Origin of the sequence: Devosia sp. ZW T5_3 (genome assembly GCF_044987315.1) — a bacterium.
Classification (GTDB): Bacteria; Pseudomonadota; Alphaproteobacteria; order Rhizobiales; family Devosiaceae; genus Devosia.
In genome coordinates this window covers 82,522-101,261 of sequence record NZ_JBJDRE010000017.1, presented here as the reverse complement: position 1 = coordinate 101,261, position 18,740 = coordinate 82,522, and the positions used below count along the sequence as shown (strand labels likewise).

Below are 18,740 nucleotides of genomic sequence, written 5' to 3'. Positions count from 1 at the left end.
GAACATGGCCTCGCCCGCCCCCGTCAGCACCGCCCCGATCTGCCCCATCAGCCCGATATCGGCGCAACCGATCGATCCCGTGCGCCGCACCACCGGCACCACATCGGCCGAGAGCAGCGCCAGATACGCCTCCACCAGATCGGTGGTGCACCCCACCCGTCCGGTCAGCGCCATATTGACGCGAATAGCCATGGCCGTCCGCACGATCGGATTGGAAAACGCTTCACCCGTGCCGAAGTGATGTGCCCGCACCAGTCCCAGATTGAAGGCGTCGAGCTGGTCGGGCGTCCACTCCACATCCTTCATGGCCCCAACGCCCGTGGTCGAGCCATAAACCGGCTGCCCCGCCGCAATGGCCTGCTCGACCACTTCGCGCGCCGCCGCCACCCGCATCATGGCATCGGGATCGGCCACCAGCCGCACCTTGCGCGCGCCGATCCGGGCAAGATCGGCAAAGCTCAGCGGCTTGCCGCTCAGGGTGATGGGAAGGCCGGTTATGCTCATTGCCAGTTCGTTCATAAGCAGCACGCTATTGGATCGCACGCAGGGATGGGATATCCCAAATACTGAACAGGCTATGCGGTTTTTCTAAGCATGAACCGGGCCTGCTCAGATGGTGGGCAGATGGATACGGCAAGCTTGATCGCCATGGACCTGGTCTTGCGCACGCGCAGCCTGCGGGGCGCCGCGCGCACATTGAACCGCCCCGTCTCCACTATTGCTGCGGCCATCGCCAGGGTCGAGGCGGAAATCTCGGTGCGGCTGGTGGAAAAGGCCGGGTCCGGCCTCGTCGCCAGCCTCGAAGCCATTCGGCTGGAACCGGAAATCGCCGCAGCCGCCCAGCTAGCCCGCCAGATCACCGGGGATCGCGCTATCAAGTTCGAAGCATTGGAGCGGTTCGGGCAAGTGGTGGCGCAAGGCAGCATTCGCCGCGCCGCCCGCGCCCTCGGCATGGGCCAGCCGCAATTGACCCGCCAGGTCACCCATCTCGAAGCCCTGCTCGGCGCCTCGCTTCTCGCACGCGGCAGTGCCGGCTCCTCGGTCACCGAGCAAGGCGCTGCCTTGGCCGCCAATGCCGAAAACCTGCTGACCGCTTGGCGAAACATCTCTCGCGCTGCCGAAGAGCGTTTCCGCAAATCCGCCGCCACCGCCCGGCTGGGCTCGATCATCCCCCTTGGCTATGAAAGCGAGATCGCCAGGCTCCTCGCCAACCTCGCCGCCCGCTGGCTCGACGAGCGTCCCCGCGCCCCGCTCTTTGTCAGCTCCACCACGGCCGAGGACCTATTGGCCGGCCTCAAGAAAGGCCTGTTCGACGCCGCCTTTCTCGATATCGATCACCTCCCCGCCGATCTCGATGGCCGCATTGTCAGCACCACGCCCCTCGCCGTGGTTAGCACCCAGCCCGCCGGCAGCATTGCCGATGCGCTGCTCTTGAGCCCGCTGGCCGTGCCCAGCGCCCGCAGCGGTCTGCGTCAGCGCATCAATCGCATTCTCGATGACCATCTGAGCGATACCGAGCGCAGCGCCATACGCCTCATCGAGATCGACTCGATCCCGGTCATTCTCAATCTGGTGCTGCATCACGGTTTCGTCTCGGTGCTGCCGCAGGCCTCCGTCGCCCGCATTCGCGGCGATCTGACGCAAATGCCGCTGCCCGCCCGCTATGACATGGCCTTTCAGCTCTGCTGGCCGCGCGGCAATGCCACAATTGCCCAGGCAATCCTCTCCACCATCGACCGAGCCGCGCCCGAAAGTCTCATTGTCAACAGCGGTGAACGCGTTACTCATCGCCAGGATCAATCGACAGTCAGCTGAGTGTCGATTGGTCCCGAATGGAGCCTCCGACCGTGCAGACACAGCTGACCGACCACCCCTATCGCACTGCCATCATGGACGAGGTGCATGCGCGCCCCGTCGAGATTATCGAAGCGGAATGCCGCATTCGCCGGCTGGTCTTTGTCATGCCCTCCGAAGCCGGCGCCATGATGCGCGTGTTTCACCGTTTCGAGCAATTCTGCCGCGATGCTGGCGTTGCCGTGCCCGGCCCATCGAGCCGCCAGCATGGTTTTGACCGCGACAACCGGCACATTACCTGGGAATTCCACACCGAATTCGTCACCATCACCTGGCGCAGCGCGCTCACGGACAAGCAGAACTATCCCGACGGTATTGGCCTCGCTGCCATCGAGGATGGCTTGCTCATCGGCGCCACCCGCATCGATGTTATTGCCGACAAGACCGTGCCCGAAGCCCTGCTGCCCGCCTTCTCGCTGCCCAGCCTCTGCGTCGCCGATGTCGAAAGCGGCAAGGCGCAGGTCGCGACCGATTTCGTGCCCGATGCCGACAAGTTCACCCGCTTCGAATTTGCCGCTGGCGGCCTCTCGGTCCTGCGCCGCTCGATCATCATCCGACGGCTGCTGGAAGTGGAAACCTACCGCACCATGGCCCTGCTCGCTTTGCCGCTGGCCCGCGAAGTTTCCCCCAGCCTGCGCGCCACCGAGATCGAACTAACCGCCTTGATGGAGAGCCTGTCGGAAGCCACCACGTCCGAGACCGTCCAGACCGCGCTCACCGCGCTCGACGCCCTTTCGGTCCGTTCGGGCCAGCTCTCCGAGCGGCTGGGCTATCGCTTTGCCGCCTGCCACGCCTATGGCGATATCCTGCGCACGCGCCTCGCCGGCCTGCGCGAAAGCTCGACTGCTTTCGGCTCCAGCCTCACCCACTATATCGGCAACCGGGTCGACCCGGGCCTTGCGACCTGCGCCGCCATGGAAAAGCGGCTTTCCGTTCTTTCGAGCAAGATCGAGCGCGCCATTAGCCTGCTCAATGTCCGCATCAGCGTGGATATGCAGCAGCAGAACAATGCCGTGCTCGACAATATCGCCCAAACCGCCCGCAGCCAGTTCTACCTGCAACGCACGGTGGAGGGTCTCTCCACCATCGCCATCAGCTATTACCTGCTCGGCATCCTCAGCTACATGCTGGCCGGCCCCTTGGAAGAGTTCCACTTCAACAAAGTCATGACCCTCTCCATCGCCGCTCCCTTCGTAGTGCTCGCCGTCTGGCTCATGGCCCGCAGCGTGCGGAAGGCTCACACTGTTAAGTGATCAATTAAGCGTTGTGGCGGGGCCAGGCGAATACTAAAGTGATCACTTAACCGGAGTGATCATTATGGCCCGTTATCTGATACAGTTGCTGGAAGCCCGCAAGCGGATGTGGGCATTGCGGCTTGAGCGCTTGGCGGCCTATCTGGCGAAGAACTAGGGAAGGCACTGAACCTTCCTCGCCCCTTGCTTCGATCCCCGCACACCCCACAATGTCATTCCCGCGAAAGCGGGAACCTCCGTTTCCTTCTCTAGCCCCCTAAAACAGAGGTCCCCGCTTTCGCGGGGATGACACCGTGGTTGGGAGCTGAGTGTGTGACTACTTCATCCAAAACATCGGCACGAGATCGGTGGACAGCGGCTCGTTCTGCTCATTGGTTGCCATCACGTCGGCCATATGCGCCCACCAGCGCTTCATCACGTCGGTACCCGGCAGATCGCCCATCGTATGGTCCACCCGCCGCCATAGCACGCCGAACAGGATATTGGTCTCTTCGTCCAGATGGATCGAATAGTCCTTCACTCCGGCCTCATGCAGCAGTTCGACCAGCTCGGGGAAGATCTCGTCATGGCGCTTCTTGTATTCCGCCGCCATGCCGGGGTTCAGAAGCATCTTGAACGCATGCTTTTCGTAGCCGCCATCCGCGATCATGCGCGCTGCCTCCACATTCTGAACAGGATGGGCAGTGCGATCACCGTGATCAGCAGCCCGCCGATAAAGATCGACATGACGATCCCCGGCACATTGAGCAGCCCCAGCCCGAAGGTCACCAGCCCCATGATCAGCGCCGCCAGCACGACGCCGACAATCGAGCCTGCCCCGCCCAGGATCGACACCCCGCCCAGCACCACCATGGTGATGGCCTCAAGCTCGAAGCCCTCCGCAATGGACGGTCGGGTAGAGCCCAGCCGCGCCGTTAGCAGCACGGAAGCGATCCCGCTCATCAGCCCCGTCAGGCAGAACAGGATGAACTTGATGCGATCGACGCGAACGCCGGAGAATTGCGCCGCCACATCATTATTGCCGATGGCAAACACCCGCCGCCCGAAATTGGTGCGGTGCAGCAGCACGAAATAGATCACTGCGAAAACCAGGAACAGCACCAGCTCAAACGAGATCACCCACCACACATAGCCCTGCCCGAACCAAGTGAAGCTGGTCGGATAACCCTTGAAGCTCTGGTCACCCAAAATGATGTAGGAAATGCCGCGGAACAGGCTCATCGTGCCGATCGTGACCACGATGGAGGGCAGTTTCAGCCCCGTTACCAGAAAGCCGTTGAACGCCCCGCACAGCAGCCCCACGCCTACACCGACCGCTACCAGCACCGGCGTATCGGCGCCATATTGCAGCGCCAGCCCCATCAAGGTGGAGGCCAGTGCAATGATCGCGGCCACCGACAGATCGATTTCGCCCGAGATGATCAGCAGCGCCATGGCCAGGGCGATCAGCGCCTTTTCGGTGAAGTTGAACGTCATATCGCTCAGGCTCCACTCATTGAGGAAGTGAGGCGAGGCGTTGGAAAAGAAGATGAAAACCACTACCGCCACGAGAACCAGCAGGCTCTCCCAGCTCAACAGCGTGGACGTCAGCGGATTATCGAGCCGATTGGGCAGCTGGCGCCCGGTTGTTACGTCAGACATGGGCCGCCTCCGCCGTTTTCAAAATCACGCGGCCCTTGCGCCGTTCGCCCCGCGCATTGAGGATCACCGCCAATAGGATCGCCGTGCCGGAAATGGCCATCTGCCAGAACGGGGAAATATTGATCACCGGCAGCGCATTGTTGATCACGCCCAGGAACAGTGCCCCCAGCAGCGCCCCGGCCACCGTGCCGATACCACCGGCAATCGAAATGCCCCCGATCACGCAGGCCGCGACGATGGTCAGCTCATACCCGCTCGCGACTTCCACCGAAGCGATCACATAGCGCGAAATCCAGAGATAACCGCACAGCCCCGACACCGCCCCCGCCAGCACGAAGGCCATGAACTTGGTCAGCCCGACATTGATGCCGGTATAGACCGAGGCCGTCGGATTGACCCCGATGGCATAGAGCGCCCGGCCCAAAGGCGTGCGCGTCATCAGCAGGAAAAACAGGATCGCGACGACAATGGCGATCCAGCTCAACACCGGCAGCCCCAGCACCACAGCGCGCTGCAGTTGAATAAAGTCCGGGCTCATCTGCGCCGCATTGACCCAGGCGCCGCCCGAAATGACGAAGACCAGCCCGCGGAAAATGGTCAGCGTGCCCAGCGTCACGACGATTGGCGGAATATTGAGCTTCCACACCAGCACGCCATTGAACGCGCCGAGCAGGCCCCCGATCACCACGCAGAGCGCCATGATCAGCGGAATGGGAATGGCGGGATAGGCCGCGTTGAGCATGGCCGCGATCATCCCGGTCAGCGCCAGATTGGCCGCCATGCTGAGATCGATCGAGCGGGTGAGGATCACCGCCATCTGCCCCAAAGCCAGCATCATCAGGATCGATGTGTCGTTGAAAATGGTCAGCAGGTTCCCCGGCTGGGAAAAGCGCGGGAAGCGCAGTGTCACCAGGATGATGACGGCGATAATGGCCAAGCCCAGCCAGATTTCACGATGTTTGGCGAGCGACTTCATGCTGCGGCTTCCTCGGCGATACCGGCGGCCAGGCGCACCAGCGTTTCGGGGGCCAGCCCCTTATTGTCCAATGTGTCCACGATCCGCCCTTCGCGCATCACCACGATCCGGTCGCTCATGCCCATGACTTCGGGCAGTTCGGACGACACCATGATCACGCTCAGCCCCTGCGCCACCAGCTCGGCCATAAAGCCATGCACCGCAGCCTTGGAGCCGATGTCGATGCCCTTGGTGGGCTCATCCAGAATGATCACCTTGGGCAGCGTCGCCAGCCATTTGGCGATCACCACTTTCTGCTGGTTGCCGCCCGACAGGGTCGACACATTCTGGCTCAGCGAGGATGCCCGCAGGTCCAGCCGCTCGGTATAGGTCCGCGCCAGCTTGAATTCCTCGGCCATTCGCAAAAAGCCTGAACGCGAGGTCTTTTGCAGCGAGGGCAGCGAGACATTCATGAAAATCGGTTCGCCCGTAATCACGCCCTGCTTGCCGCGCTCCTCGGGCACATAAACAATCCCCGCCTCGACCGCATCTGCAGGAGACTTGGGGTTGATCACCGCTCCATCCAGCACCAGCGCGCCATGCGAAGGCCGCGTCATGCCGAATACGGCCTGCATCACTTCGCTGCGCCCCGCGCCCACCAGCCCGTAGAACCCCAGGATTTCCCCCTTGCGCACGGCAAAGGAAATATCGGCAAATTCGGTCGGGTGGCTCAGCCCCTTCGCCTCGAGCACCACATCGCCGATCTCGGCCTTGCGCTCGGGGAAAATGTGATCGACCGAGCGCCCGACCATCAGCTTGACGATGTCGCTCTGCTTGGTGTCCTTGATCAGCCCCTTGCCCACCTGCTCGCCGTCGCGGAACACGGTGAAACGGTCGGCAATACGGTAGATTTCATCGAATTTGTGGCTGATGAACAGGATCGCCTTGCCGTCCTGCTTGAGCAGATCGATCAGCACGTAAAGCTCTTCGATCTCCTTCTGGCTCAGCGCCGCAGTCGGCTCGTCCATGATCACGACCTGCGCATCGATGGACAGCGCCCGCGCCACCGCGACCAGGTGCTTTTTGGCAATGCCCAATTCCTTGAGCTTGATATCGGGATCGATCCCCGCGGCCATCGACTCCAGCGTCTTGCGCGATTCGGCGCGCATGGTCTTCCAGTCGATCATGCCGAAGCGATTGCGCGGGGCATGGCCGAGATAGATGTTTTCGGCCACCGTCAGCTCGTCGAACAGCACGGTTTCCTGATGGATCGCCGTCACGCCCGCTTTAAACGCCGAATGCGCCGTGGGCAGGCTCAGCGCCTTGCCCGATACTGTGATCTGGCCTTCATCGGGCTGATAAATCCCGGTCATGATCTTGACCAGCGTCGACTTGCCGGCCCCGTTTTCGCCGATCAGCGCGGTCACTTGGCCGGGATAGAGCTCCAGCGACACATTATGCAGCGCCCGCACGCCGGGAAACGTCTTGGTGATACCGGCGAGAGTGAGGATGGGGTCTTGGTTCATGTCGGATGTCTTTGTCTTTCACCAAGTCATTCCCGCGAAAGCGGGAACCGCCGTTTTCTGAAACAGGGGTTCCCGCTTTCGCGGGAATGACTCCGCGGGAGAAGGAGGCCCGGCGCCGAAGCGCCGGACCAGTAGCGGGATCAATAGATCTTGGAGAATTCTTCGATATTGGACTTGTCGAACTGGAACGGCGCGGCCATTGGGGCCGAGTTGGTGTCGTCCAGCGTGATTTCGCCAACGCGGCCGATCGAGAACACGGCGCCTGGCTTGGCTTCTTCGCCCTTGATCAGGTCATTGGCCAGATAGATAGCCGAGTAACCCAGATCGATCGGGTTCCACAAAGCCACGGCCTGCGACGCGCCATTGTCGATGAACTGCTTGAACTCGCTTGGCAGAGCCAGGCCGGTCACGTTGATCTTGCCGATCAGGTTCTGGTCGGTCACCACCTGGGCGGCAGCCACGACGCCGACAGTGGTCGGGGCAATGATGGCCTTGAGGTTGGGGTAGGATGCGATCAGGCCCTTGGCTTCGTCGGTCGACTTCACCGAGTCATCGTCGCCATAGACGGTTGCCACCAGATTGATGTTTGGGAACTTCTCGGGCAGCACGGCCTTGGCGGCTTCGATCCAGGCATTCTGGTTGGTCGCGGTCGAGGCGGCCGACAGGATCGCCACGTCACCACCTTCAGGCAGATAGTCGGCTGCCAGCTTGATGATGGTCTCGCCGATCAGATTGGTGTCGGACGGATTGAGGTGGATCTGGCGGCCGGCTTCGGCAACGCCGCTATCAAACGAGATCACCTTGATGCCGCGCTGCATGGCCTTCTGCAATGCCGGCACCAGAGCGTCCGGGTCATTGGCCGAGATGGCGATGGCGTCGACCTGCTGGGCGATCAGCGAGTTGATGACTTCGATCTGGGCTTCGGCAGTGGCAGCGGTCGGGCCGGTATAGATGACTTCGACGTCACCCAGTTCCTTGGCCGCTTCCTGGGCGCCCTTGTTGGCGGCGTCGAAGAAGCCGTTACCCAGCGACTTGACGACCAGTGCAATGCGGGTCTGGGCGAAAGCGGGGCTGGCGAGGAGCACTGCCACGGCAGTGGTCGCGGCCAGGACTTTAAGCAGTTTCATTTTATTCCCTCCCTGGGACGTTTGGTCTTACGATTTGGCTCAAGCCACCGAATTTCGGACGGCCTCAGCGCTGGTTTCCACGACGATGAGCCGCACGCCTGCCGTTTCGAGCATTTGGCGGTCTGCGTCGCGGATGCCGCTGTCGGTGATGACAGCGGTTATTCGGTCGAGCCCACACAGGATGAGGCTCGATCTGCCCGAAAACTTGGATGAATCTGCCAGCACGATCAGCTCATCCGCCTGGCCGATCAGGCCCAGTTCGGACTGAACGATCATCGGATCGGCTTCCATCAAGCCGTGCTGGCCGATGCCCTGGCAGCCGATGAACATGCGCTTGGCGTAAAAATGGGAGGCCACCACGCCGCCAAAGGGCGACAGGATGACATTCTGCTCGCGATAGATGGTGCCACCGGGAATAACCACGGAATTGCGCGAATTCTGGATCAGGAATTCGGCGATGGCGAAGGAATTGGTGAACACGCTCAGCCGCCGCGCCGTCAGGTGATGCACCATCTGGTAGGTGGTCGTGCCGCCATTGATGATGATTGGCTCGCCATCCCGACACAGCTCCGCCGCTGCGCGGGCAATGGCGCGCTTGGCAGTCATGTTGATGGTTTCGTTCACGGAGAAGGGCCGGCCCATCAACCCACCCTGCTCGGGCGGATTGACCGCTTCGGCGCCGCCGCGCACCCGGCGCAGCTGGCCTTGCACATGCAGCGCCGCAATGTCCCGGCGGATCGTCGCTTCCGAGGTGCCGGTCATATCCACCAGCTCGGCGACAGTCGCGACGGGCCGTGCCTGGACGGCGGCCAGAATGACCCTGTGGCGCTCGGTTTCGTGCAAATGACTTCTCCCTGGGCCTTTGAGTTTCATCAAAACCAATCAGTGTCAATCATGATTTTGCCACGACCGATCAGTATCGACGAAATCTGATCGTTGATGATTGTTTCTGATTGACAGCTTGACGAGAACTATGGCCATGTCCGGCCAACTTTCCACCATCCAACTCTCTGGGAGGAGTATCATGTCCACCACCGCGCCCAAGCGCCTTGCGAACCTTTGGGATGACGCCAAGGCCGCCTCGCTGAGCGAGCCCGAGCGCCTTGTTTACCGCTCCAACCTGCTCGGATCGGACAAGCGCGTCACCAATTACGGCGGCGGCAATACCTCTTCCAAAATCTGGCAAAAAGACCCGCTGACCGGTCAGGATGTTGAAGTCCTCTGGGTCAAGGGTTCGGGCGGCGACAGCGCCTCGATCAAGCTCGATGGCTTTTCGACCCTCTATATGGACAAGCTGCGGGCCCTCAAGGGCCTCTATCGCGGCGTCGAATTTGAAGACGAAATGGTGGGCTACCTGCCCCACGCCACGTTCAACCTGAACCCGCGCGCCGCTTCGATCGATACTCCGCTGCATGCCTATGTGAACCGTCCCTTTGTCGATCACATGCACCCGGACGCGATCATCGCTATCGCGGCCTCGGAGAATTCCAAGGAACTCACCAAGCAGATTTTTGGCGACACTATCGGCTGGCTGCCCTGGAAGAAGCCGGGCTTCGAGCTGGGTCTGTGGCTGGGTAAATTCTGCGAAGAGAACCCGAGTGCCAAGGGCCTGATCCTTGAATCGCATGGCCTGTTCACCTGGGGCGACACCCCCAAGGAATGCTACGAAACCACGATCGGCATCATCAATCAGGCCATCGAGTGGTTCGAGCAGCAGACCGAAGGCAAGACCATTTTCGGCGGCGAAGCCGTCAAGTCGCTTCCCGCCGCCGACCGCCGCGCTATTGCAGCCAAGCTGATGCCGAAAATTCGCGGCCTCATCTCGGAAGACAGCCACAAGCTGGGCCATTTCGACGACAGCGCCGCCGTGCTGGAATTCGTCAATTCCAACAACCTGCGTCCGCTGGCTGCGCTCGGCACCTCCTGCCCCGACCATTTCCTGCGCACCAAAATCCGTCCGCTGGTGATCGAATTCGATCCGGCCAATCCCGATGTGGATGCGGTCATTGCAAAAATCCCTGAGGACATCGCTGCCTATCGCGTCGACTACCAGGCCTATTACGACCGCTGCAAACACGACAATTCGCCCGCCGTGCGCGACCCGAATGCGGTGGTTTACCTGATGCCGGGCGTGGGCATGTTCACCTTCGCCAAGGACAAGGCCACCGCCCGCATTTCCGGCGAGTTCTATGTCAACGCCATCAACGTGATGCGCGGCGCCTCGACCGTTTCCACCTATGTCGGCCTGCCCGAGCAGGAAGCCTTCGACATCGAATATTGGCTGCTTGAAGAAGCCAAGCTGGCCCGCATGCCCAAGCCGAAATCCCTGGCCGGTCAGATCGCCCTGGTCACCGGCGGCGCTGGCGGTATTGGCAAGGCCACTGCTGTCCGCCTCCTCCGCGAAGGCGCCTGCGTCGTCCTCGCCGATATCGACGAGACCGCTTTGGCCACTGCAACCGAAGAGCTGGGCAAGGCATTCGGCGCTGACTTCGTCCGCCCCGTCATCCTCAACGTCACCAAGGAAGAGGCCGTCATTGCCGGCTTCGCCCATGCCGTGGTCGAATTTGGCGGCCTCGATATCCTGGTGTCCAATGCGGGCCTCGCCTCCTCAGCCCCGATCGAGGAGACCACGCTCGAGCTTTGGAACAAGAACATGGACATCCTGTCCACGGGCTATTTCCTCGTGAGCCGCGAAGCCTTCCGCCTGTTCCGCAAGCAGAAGATCGGCGGCAATGTGGTGTTCGTCGCGTCCAAGAACGGCCTTGCCGCTTCCCCCAATGCTAGCGCCTATTGCACCGCCAAGGCTGCCGAGATTCACCTCGCCCGGTGCCTGGCCCTTGAAGGCGCGAGCGAGCAGATCCGCGTCAACACGGTCAATCCCGACGCCGTTTTGCGCGGCTCCAAGATCTGGGCCGGCGAATGGCTCGAGCAGCGTGCCTCGACCTACAAGACCGACAAGGATGGCCTGGAAGAAATGTATCGCGAGCGCTCCATGCTCAAGCGCTCCGTGTTCCCCGAGGACATCGCCGAAGCCATCTACTTCTTCGCCTCGGATGCCTCGGCCAAATCCACCGGCAACATCATCAATGTCGACGCGGGCAACGCCCAGTCATTCACGCGGTAAGAAAAGGGAAGAAAGAACCCCTCACCCGTCTCGGCCTGCGGCCGATCCACCCTCTCCCTCAAGGGGCGAGGGTTGGCTTCGAGCCCAGCGCAACCGCCGGACCTTCCTTCTCCCCTTGAGGGAGAAGGTGCCCGAAGGGACACCGAATTCGCGAAGGCGAATTTCGGTTGGGATGAGGGGTCTCTTTCTTTGGGAGAGAGAACCAAAATGACCGATCACATTATCGACCCATCCATCATCGAAGCGGAAAATGCCGATCGCGTGGATGATCTGCATGCCGATTACGAAAGCCTGGGCGAGCGGCTCGACCGGCGCGGCATTGATATCGACACCATCAAGGCCAAGGTCGCCGAGTTCAATGTCGCCGTGCCCTCCTGGGGCGTCGGCACCGGCGGCACCCGCTTTGCCCGCTTCCCGGGTCTGGGCGAGCCGCGCGACATCTTCGACAAGATCGAGGATTGCGCTGTCATCGCCCAGCTGACCCAGGCCACCAATACCGTCTCGCTGCATATCCCGTGGGACAAGGCCGATCCCAATCGCCTCAAGCAGGCCGCATCGCGCTTCAGCCTCGGCTTTGACGCAATGAATTCCAACACCTTCTCCGATGCCAAGGGCCAGTTGCAGTCCTACAAATTCGGCTCGCTTTCCTCCGCCGACGCCGGCACCCGCCAGCAGGCCATCGAGCACAATCTTGAATGCATCGAAATCGGCAAGACCATCGGCTCCAAGGCCCTGACCGTGTGGATCGGCGACGGCTCGAACTTCCCCGGCCAGACCAATTTCGCCACCCAGTTCGAGCATTACCTCGACTCGATGAAGGCGGTTTATGCCGAGCTGCCCGATGACTGGCGCATCTATACCGAACACAAGATGTATGAGCCGGCCTTCTACTCCACCGTCGTGCAGGATTGGGGCACCAATTACATCATCGCCAAGGAGCTGGGCGACAAGGCCTATTGCCTGGTCGATCTGGGCCACCACGCGCCCAATGTGAACATCGAGATGATCGTCTCCCGCCTCGCCCAGTTCGGCAAGCTCGGCGGCTTCCATTTCAATGACAGCAAGTATGGCGACGACGATCTCGATGCCGGCGCCATCGATCCCTATCGCCTGTTCCTCGTGTTCAACGAACTGGTCGATGCCGAAGCGCGCTACGCGGATTTCCACCCCGCCCACATGCTCGATCAGTCGCACAACGTGACCGACCCGATCGAGTCGCTGATGCTGTCCGCCTCGGATGTGCAGCGGGCCTATGCGCAGGCGCTACTGGTTAACCGCAACGCACTTCAAGGTGCACAGTCCGCTAACGATGCACTCGCCGCAACGCAGGAATTGCGTCACGCTTATCGCACCGATGTGGAGCCAATCCTGGCCATGGCTCGCCTCGAAAAGGGCGGCGCCATCGACCTGCTCGGCACCTACCGTGCTGCCGGCTACCGCGCCAAAGTCGCCGAAATCCGCCCCGCGGTCGAGGGTGGTTCTGGCGGCATCGTCTAAGCCATCGCGCCCTGAAAATACCAGGCCCGGCAGCAGTGCCGGGCCTTTTTCATTTCCCCAAAGACGCCGCCAGTGGCAGCAGCCAATCGCGGAAAGCCTTGATTTTCGGGGCGTTGCGGCGTGCCTCCGGATAGACCAGATAATAGGCATGCCCATCGCTCGCCAGCAGATCAAACGGCTGGATCAACCGCCCCGCCGCAATATCCTCGGCATAAAATGCGGGCGTCAGCATGGCCACGCCACGCCCGGCAATGGCCGCAGCAGCCTCCAGATTCTGCGCTCCCAGCCGGCTGATCGGCCGCATATCCAGCGAATAGCCAAACACCCCCGCCTGCTCGAACCACAGCGCAAACCACGGATCGTCGGCATCCACCATCGGCAATTTCAGCAGGTCTTCCGGGCGCTTAACGCCGCCAATGCTCTCAGCCAGCTTTGGGCTTAACATTGGCGAAAAGTCGGCCGGCAATAGCTTATGCCCGGTCAATCCGGGCGCGATTGACTTGCCCCCGCGAATGGCAAGGTCGAATTCCTCGGCCGCAAAATCGATCACCCGCGGCGAGCTTTCGAGCCGCACCGCCAGTTCGGGGTGTTCGACCTGGAACAGGCCGAGATGCTGCACGAGAAAATGACTGGCGAAGGTAGGGACCGATGAAATGCTGAGCGTCCCCGCCACCCTTCCCTGCGTCTCGGCAAAGGCCGCGTGCAACGTGTCAAACGCCGCGCTCACCTCGGGCGCCAGCCGCGCACCGGCTTCCGTCAGCGCGATCTGCCGGGGCTTGCGCAGGAACAGCGGCGTGCCGACGCGCTCCTCCAAAATCTTGATCTGGTAGCTCACCGCGGCCTGCGTCATCCCCAGTTCGACCGCCGCGCGGGTGAAGCTCAAATGGCGGGCAACGGCCTCGAAAGCGCGGATCGCGGTCAGCGGCGGCAATGTGCTCATGGATCAAATTTCCTTATGCACCTAGATCGAGCTTTAGTTGGAAACCGCCCGTGTTACCAGCCAAATTACGATCATGGAAACCAAGACCGGAGCCATCCCCATAAGGATGGTCATAGCCATGATTGCCCTGACAAAGCCCGTAGCCGCAGTTTTCCGCCTGCCCCACTGGCGCCTTCCGCGCCTTACCAGCACCGAGCGTCGCCGCAAGCAGGCAATGATCGACCTCATCCACGCCTCGCCCTATTTGCTGCGAGATATCGGGGTCACTGAAGACATCACGACCAAGCGGAGGTAGTGGCGCTAACGCGTCGGGACGCGCCGAAACGCCGCCCGGCCGATGTAGCGTCGCGGTTATACGGTAACGGGCGGCCATTGGACCTTCCGAAACAGATAGAGTGGGCCAATGGCCGCCCGTCACGATCCGCTTTTTATGCAGGGTCCGGTTCAGGCGGTAACATTCTTGCAGGTCCGGCTGCCGAGTTTCCAACCCCACTGGACAGGCGCCCCCATCCCACGGTCTCCCCACCCGGCCCTGCGTCGGGACCGCGTAACTGGCGGGAATGGAGGTATAGTGCCAGAGGGTTTGGGGGCGGGGATAAGATGGATAGATCGGGGCAAGGGATGGTCGCCGCTGCTCCCAATATCACCGCGTCTCCCTCGGGCTCGACCCGAGGGCCTATCTGGTCCGGCGCAAGCGGTAAGTGGCCCTCGGGTCGAACCCGAGGGAGAACGGTGGGGAGGAGAGATGGTGCCCTCAAGTGTCAATCAATCACACTGTCATGCCGACGCAGGCCGGAATGAAACCGTGCGCGGTGCGCGTCCCGAGTAAACACCCCCTTTCAGGAGGAGGATGGGTGGGGATGCTCCCGACCTCAATGCCCTCTTGCATCCGGAGGCGCGATTTCACTAGTTTCCTCCTATGTCCAAGACCACGCCCGCAACGCTGGCCCTCACCAAGGCCGGCATCCCCTTCGCCACCGCCACCTATGATTATGACCCCGACGCCGACCGCGTCGGGTTGCAGGCGGCCGAGGCCATGGGCGTGCCACCCTCCATCGTGCTCAAGACCCTGATGGCCGAGGTCGATGGCAAGCCAGTCTGCGTCGTCGTGCCCTCCGACGAGGAAGTGAACATGAAAAAGCTCGCAGCAGCCTTTGGCGGCAAGAGCGCACATATGATGAAGCCCGCCGACGCGGAGCGCCTGACGGGCTACAAGGTGGGCGGCATCAGCCCGTTCGGACAGAAAAAGCCGGTGCCCACCGCTATCGAGGAATTGGCGACGCTGGAAGACGAAATCTTCCTCAATGGCGGCCAGAGAGGCCTGCAGATCCGCATGAAGCCGGATGATCTGGTTGCCGCGCTGGGTGGGAAAGCGGCGGATTTGATCCGCTAGCACCAGTAGACCTCATCCTGAGCTTGTCGAAGGACGAGGTCGTGGCACCCAAGCCTCCACTCGCTCGACCTTGTGGTTCGACAAGCTCACCATGAGGTCTCGGCAGTGTCCCAGAAAAGACAAAAGGCGCCCGATTGGACGCCTTCATCTCAAGTCTATGTCGACAGTTCGGCTTAGTTGCCGAAGGTGCCGCGAGCGATGTTCTTGATGTCGCCCTTGGTGATGCCCAGGTCGTTGAGCTGGCGGGTGTCGAGAGCGTTCAGCTCACGCAGGGTGCGCTGGTACTGAGCAAACTGTGCGATTTTCTGGCGGATGGTCATTTTGGTTTCCCCTTCGTTTTGATGACCCTTATGTATAGCCAGCTAGTCGTGATTAGAAGATGGACTCTATGCACATCCGTTATGCACTCAGTGCAAACAAAATGGGCAGAACATTCATATTCGCGTCAGGTTCAATTTTAGGCAAATGCCTAATAATCCACAGGCGATGACCATCAACCCTTTGATATTCATCATTAAAATTGCTGCCTTTCACGAGGCGTTCAAATTGACGCTTTGGTAACCACGCTGAAACGAGCCATGCAGCCAATGCCATTCGCGCAGGGCTTGGATGGTCGTCAAACCCGGTCCCACATGCCAAAAGCCTAATATCAGGAGGCCTTTTACACCCACACATCGTGGCATCCACATCGCCCCTTGACCTTCCCATGATGGGAAGCCTTATATGCTGTGGGACGAGGTAAAAAGCCATGAATGAACACGTCCATACCAAGCCCATTTCCATCGATATCGAAGGCATGACCTGCGCGTCCTGCGTCGCCCGCGTCGAGAAGGCCCTGCTCAAGGTTCCGTCCGTCGCCTCGGCTTCGGTCAACCTGGCCACCGAGCGCGCCACCGTGCAGCTGCATGAGCCGACCCACACCGATGCGCTGGTCGCCGCCATTGCCAAGGCCGGCTACAAGGGCAGCCAGACGCCCGAGCATCACGACCACCACAATCATGCCGGCCACCAGCATCACGACGAGGACGCCGCTGTGCTGCGCCGCGACGTGATCATCGCCGCAATCCTCACCCTGCCCGTCTTCGTGCTGGAAATGCTGGGCCATCTCTACATGCCCTTCCACATGTGGCTGATGTCCGTCGTTTCGATGGATGTGCTCTATGTGGGCTATTTCATCGCCACCTCCATCGTGCTGTTCGTGCCCGGCTGGCGCTTCTTCAAGATCGGCATTCCGGCCTTGCTGCGCGGCGCTCCGGAAATGAATTCGCTGGTCGCCCTCGGCGCGGGCGCGGCCTATCTCTATTCGGTGGTCGTCACTTTCGCGCCGCAGGTGCTGCCGGCGCAGACGCAATATGTCTATTACGAAGCCGCGGCCGTCATCGTCACGCTGATCCTGGTTGGCCGGTGGCTCGAGGCCATGGCCAAGGGCCGCACGGGCGAGGCCATTCAGCGCCTGGTGCGCGAACAGGCCAAGACCGCTCGCGTGCAGCGCGATGGCAAGGTGATCGAGTTGCCCATCGAGCAGGTCAAGGCCGGCGACATTGTCGTCGTCCGCCCCGGCGAGAAGATTGCCGTCGATGGCGAGATCGTCGAAGGCGCCAGCAATATCAATGAATCCATGATCTCGGGCGAGCCCCTGCCCGTCGCCAAGACAGTGGGCGCCAATGTCATCGGCGGCACGCTCAACACCAATGGCAGCTTCAGCTTCCGCGCTACCAAGGTCGGCGGCGATACCATGCTCGCCCAGATCATCCGCATGGTCGAGGAAGCCCAGGGCGGCAAACTCCCAATCCAGCAGGTGGTCGACCAGATCACCATGTGGTTCGTCCCCGCCGTCATCGCGCTGGCCATTGCGACCTTCGCCGTCTGGACCCTCTGGGGGCCGACGCCCGCCTATGTCTTCGGCCTGGTCAATGCCGTTGCCGTGCTGATCATCGCCTGCCCCTGTGCCATGGGCCTGGCTACGCCCACCTCCATCATGGTGGGCACCGGCCGCGCTGCCGAACTGGGCGTGCTGTTCCGCAAGAGCGAAGCCCTGCAGCAATTGCGTGACGTCGCGATCGTCGCCTTCGACAAGACCGGCACCCTGACATCAGGCAAGCCCACGCTGACCGATCTCATCCTCGACGATGATTTCGAGCATGACGAAGTGCTGGCCCTGATTGCCGCCGTGGAGGCCAAGTCGGAACACCCGATCGCCGAGGCCATTGTCACTGCCGCCGAAAAGCAGGGACTTGCCCTGGGTGCGGTCAGCGAGTTCGAGGCGATTGCCGGCAATGGTGTCCGCGCCCGCGTCGATGGGCGGCTGGTCACTATCGGCTCGCAGCGTCATCTGAGCCATCTCGACTTCTCTGACTTCACCGCGGCCATCGACAAGCTGGCCGATGAAGGCAAGACCCCGGTCTTTGCCGCCATCGACGACAAGCTGGCCGCAGCCATCGTAGTCGCCGACACGATCAAGCCGACCAGCAAGGCGGTCATCGCCGCGCTGCACGCCATGGGCGTCAAAACCGCGATGATCTCGGGTGACAACAAGCGTACGGCCGAGGCCATTGCCCGCCAGTTGGGCATTGACGAAGTCCGTGCCGAAGTGCTGCCCGCCGACAAGGTGGCGGCCATCAAGTCGCTGCGTCAGCTCGGCAAGATTGCCTATGTCGGCGACGGCATCAACGACGCCCCGGCTCTGGCCGAGGCCGATATCGGCATCGCCGTGGGTACCGGCACGGATGCGGCCATCGAAAGCGCCGACGTGGTCCTGCTCGGCGGCGATCTCAAGGGTGTGCTCAATGCGCTCGATGTCAGCCGCGCCACGATGAAGAACATCTGGGAAAACCTGTTCTGGGCGTTTGGCTACAATGTGCTGCTGATCCCGGTGGCTGCCGGCGTGCTCTATCCGAGCTTCGGTATCCTGCTTTCGCCGATGATCGGGGCCGGCGCCATGGCGCTGTCCAGCGTCTTCGTGGTCGGCAACGCCCAGCGCCTGCGCGGGGTAAAGCCGGCCAACCTGCAAGGAGAAACCGCATGAATATCGGGCAAGCCAGCAGCGCTTCGGGCGTCTCGGCCAAGATGATCCGCTATTACGAATCCATCGGCCTGATCAGCCCGCCCAACCGCACCGAGAGCAATTACCGCGTCTATGGCGCCGACGAGGTGCACACGCTGCGCTTCGTCAAACGCGCCCGGACCCTCGGCTTTTCGGTTGAGGAAACGGCCACACTGCTGGGCCTCTGGCAGGACAAGACCCGCGCCAGCGCCGAAGTCAAAGACATCGCCACCGCCCATATCGGGGCGCTGGAAACCAAGATCGCCGAGCTGCAATCCATGGTCAAAACCCTCAAGCACCTGGCCCATTGCTGCTCCGGCGACGACCGCCCCAATTGCCCGATCCTGGACGATCTGGCTGGAACACCTGCACATAAAGGACACTGAG

Annotated in this window: 16 protein-coding genes and 1 pseudogene; 7 read left to right on the top strand and 10 right to left on the bottom strand. The window is 61.6% G+C overall.

All coding sequences use genetic code 11. The features are described 5' to 3' along the window. A pseudogene (locus tag ACI3KW_RS19355) lies at positions 1 to 505 on the bottom strand (aromatic amino acid lyase); the annotation flags it as partial. 119 nt (positions 506 to 624) lie between these two features. Between ACI3KW_RS19355 and ACI3KW_RS19350 the strand changes: the two are divergent. Next, positions 625 to 1,815, top strand: coding sequence for a LysR family transcriptional regulator (locus ACI3KW_RS19350; RefSeq protein WP_404849451.1), 1,191 nt, complete (start codon positions 625 to 627; stop codon positions 1,813 to 1,815). 32 nt (positions 1,816 to 1,847) lie between these two features. Beyond that, positions 1,848 to 3,107 carry a DUF3422 family protein gene (locus tag ACI3KW_RS19345; RefSeq protein ID WP_404849450.1) on the top strand — a complete coding sequence of 420 codons (1,260 nt, stop codon included), beginning with the start codon at positions 1,848 to 1,850 and terminating at the stop codon, positions 3,105 to 3,107. A 316-nt stretch (positions 3,108 to 3,423) separates the two neighbouring features. Here the strand turns inward: ACI3KW_RS19345 and rhaM are convergent, their stop codons facing one another. The 6 genes from rhaM to ACI3KW_RS19315 all read right to left on the bottom strand — a co-directional run bounded on the left by rhaM (position 3,424) and on the right by ACI3KW_RS19315 (position 9,199). Then, a complete protein-coding gene (gene rhaM / locus ACI3KW_RS19340; RefSeq protein WP_404849449.1) occupies positions 3,424 to 3,756 on the bottom strand; it encodes an L-rhamnose mutarotase in 333 nt (110 codons plus the stop codon). After that, positions 3,753 to 4,748, bottom strand: coding sequence for an ABC transporter permease (locus tag ACI3KW_RS19335; RefSeq protein WP_404849448.1), 996 nt, complete (start codon positions 4,746 to 4,748; stop codon positions 3,753 to 3,755). Before ACI3KW_RS19335 ends, rhaM begins: the two co-directional genes overlap by 4 nt. Beyond that, positions 4,741 to 5,724 carry an ABC transporter permease gene (locus ACI3KW_RS19330; protein WP_404849447.1) on the bottom strand — a complete coding sequence of 328 codons (984 nt, stop codon included), beginning with the start codon at positions 5,722 to 5,724 and terminating at the stop codon, positions 4,741 to 4,743. The genes ACI3KW_RS19335 and ACI3KW_RS19330 overlap by 8 nt, the downstream gene beginning before the upstream one ends. Further along, a complete protein-coding gene (locus ACI3KW_RS19325; RefSeq protein WP_404849446.1) occupies positions 5,721 to 7,229 on the bottom strand; it encodes a sugar ABC transporter ATP-binding protein in 1,509 nt (502 codons plus the stop codon). The genes ACI3KW_RS19330 and ACI3KW_RS19325 overlap by 4 nt, the downstream gene beginning before the upstream one ends. A gap of 140 nt (positions 7,230 to 7,369) precedes the next feature. Continuing rightward, positions 7,370 to 8,356 (bottom strand): rhamnose ABC transporter substrate-binding protein, encoded by a 987-nt coding sequence (rhaS, locus tag ACI3KW_RS19320; protein ID WP_262169007.1) that lies wholly within the window; start codon positions 8,354 to 8,356, stop codon positions 7,370 to 7,372. 39 nt (positions 8,357 to 8,395) lie between these two features. After that, positions 8,396 to 9,199 carry a DeoR/GlpR family DNA-binding transcription regulator gene (locus tag ACI3KW_RS19315; RefSeq protein ID WP_404849445.1) on the bottom strand — a complete coding sequence of 268 codons (804 nt, stop codon included), beginning with the start codon at positions 9,197 to 9,199 and terminating at the stop codon, positions 8,396 to 8,398. A 181-nt stretch (positions 9,200 to 9,380) separates the two neighbouring features. Here ACI3KW_RS19315 and ACI3KW_RS19310 point away from each other — a divergent pair, with 181 nt between their 5' ends. Next, positions 9,381 to 11,480 (top strand): bifunctional rhamnulose-1-phosphate aldolase/short-chain dehydrogenase, encoded by a 2,100-nt coding sequence (locus ACI3KW_RS19310; protein ID WP_404849444.1) that lies wholly within the window; start codon positions 9,381 to 9,383, stop codon positions 11,478 to 11,480. Positions 11,481 to 11,687: 207 nt separating this feature from the next. Then, positions 11,688 to 12,977 carry an L-rhamnose catabolism isomerase gene (gene rhaI, locus ACI3KW_RS19305; RefSeq protein ID WP_113123196.1) on the top strand — a complete coding sequence of 430 codons (1,290 nt, stop codon included), beginning with the start codon at positions 11,688 to 11,690 and terminating at the stop codon, positions 12,975 to 12,977. 49 nt (positions 12,978 to 13,026) lie between these two features. On the opposite strand, the gene ACI3KW_RS19300 is transcribed toward rhaI, so the two are convergent. Next, a complete protein-coding gene (locus ACI3KW_RS19300) occupies positions 13,027 to 13,917 on the bottom strand; it encodes a LysR substrate-binding domain-containing protein (protein WP_113123197.1) in 891 nt (296 codons plus the stop codon). A gap of 13 nt (positions 13,918 to 13,930) precedes the next feature. Further along, positions 13,931 to 14,290 (bottom strand): hypothetical protein, encoded by a 360-nt coding sequence (locus ACI3KW_RS19295; protein WP_404849443.1) that lies wholly within the window; start codon positions 14,288 to 14,290, stop codon positions 13,931 to 13,933. Between the two features lie 546 nt (positions 14,291 to 14,836). Between ACI3KW_RS19295 and ybaK the strand changes: the two genes are divergently transcribed. Then, on the top strand, positions 14,837 to 15,310 hold the full coding sequence (gene ybaK / locus ACI3KW_RS19290) for a Cys-tRNA(Pro) deacylase (protein WP_404849442.1): 474 nt from the start codon (positions 14,837 to 14,839) through the stop codon (positions 15,308 to 15,310). 173 nt (positions 15,311 to 15,483) lie between these two features. Here ybaK and ACI3KW_RS19285 read toward each other — a convergent pair whose 3' ends face one another. Then, the gene (locus ACI3KW_RS19285) at positions 15,484 to 15,630 is read right to left on the bottom strand and encodes a DUF1127 domain-containing protein (RefSeq protein WP_113121314.1); all 147 of its coding nucleotides are present in this window, start codon (positions 15,628 to 15,630) and stop codon (positions 15,484 to 15,486) included. 428 nt (positions 15,631 to 16,058) lie between these two features. On the opposite strand from ACI3KW_RS19285, the gene ACI3KW_RS19280 reads away from it, so the two are divergent. Continuing rightward, a complete protein-coding gene (locus ACI3KW_RS19280; protein ID WP_404849441.1) occupies positions 16,059 to 18,335 on the top strand; it encodes a heavy metal translocating P-type ATPase in 2,277 nt (758 codons plus the stop codon). Beyond that, complete coding sequence (gene cueR, locus ACI3KW_RS19275) at positions 18,332 to 18,739, top strand: Cu(I)-responsive transcriptional regulator (protein ID WP_113121316.1); 408 nt, start codon at positions 18,332 to 18,334, stop codon at positions 18,737 to 18,739. Before ACI3KW_RS19280 ends, cueR begins: the two co-directional genes overlap by 4 nt. Position 18,740 lies beyond the last annotated feature (1 nt).